We start from the raw sequence: 994 nt of genomic DNA, 5'->3' as shown, positions 1-994 counted from the left end.
ACAGTTATTACACACTGATTGCCGCCACGCTCGTGTTGCTGGTTGGTAAATTTCTGGTTCAAAAAATCAAATTCTTAAGAGACTTCAATATTCCCGAGCCGGTCGCTGGCGGTTTGGTTGCCGCTATCGTCCTGTTCGCCCTGCACGAAGCCTACGGCGTAAGCTTCAAATTTGAAAAACCGCTGCAAGATGCGTTCATGCTCATCTTCTTTACATCCATCGGTTTGAGCGCGGACTTCTCCCGTTTGAAAGCGGGCGGCCTGCCTTTGGTTATCTTTACCGCCGTGGTGGGTGCATTCATCATCATCCAAAACTTCGTCGGTGTCGGCTTGGCAAGCGCATTGGGTCTGGATCCGCTGATCGGCCTGATTACCGGTTCGATTACCCTGACCGGTGGTCACGGTACAGCCGGCGCATGGGGCCCTGACTTTGAAAGCAAATTTGGCCTGACCGGCGCAACCGGCTTGGGTATGGCTTCCGCCACCTTCGGCCTAGTATTCGGCGGCCTGATCGGCGGTCCCGTTGCCCGTCGCCTGATCAACAAAATGGGTCGCAAACCTCTGGAAACAAATAAAAAACCAGTTGACAACGACCAAACCGACGACGTCTTCGAGCAAGCACAGCGCACCCGCCTGATTACGGCTGACTCCGCTGTCGAAACGCTCGCGATGTTTGCCGCATGTTTGGCTTTTGCCGAAATTGTCGACGGCTACGACAAAGCCTTCTTCGACCTGCCTAAATTCGTATGGTGTCTGTTTGCAGGCGTGGTCATCCGCAACGTCCTGACTGCCGCTTTCAAAGTCAATATGTTTGACCGTGCCATCGACGTATTCGGTAACGCCTCCCTGTCTCTCTTCCTGTCTATGGCCCTTCTGAACCTGAAACTGTGGGAATTGACCGGTTTGGCAGGCCCTGTAACCATCATCTTGGCCGTACAAACCGTCGTGATGATTCTGTACGCCACTTTCGTTACCTACGTCTTCATGGGTCGCGA

General features: G+C 53.4%; 1 protein-coding gene. It reads left to right on the top strand.

What is annotated here, in order from left to right:
• Positions 1-994: sodium/glutamate symporter (gltS, locus tag ACTHS3_RS14795; RefSeq protein ID WP_440368344.1), on the top strand; the 994-nt coding region annotated here is incomplete at both ends.

Source organism: Neisseria sp. P0009.S007 (genome assembly GCF_051962515.1).
Note: the sequence above shows the minus strand (reverse complement) of the source record. Positions and strands in the feature narration are given on the sequence as shown.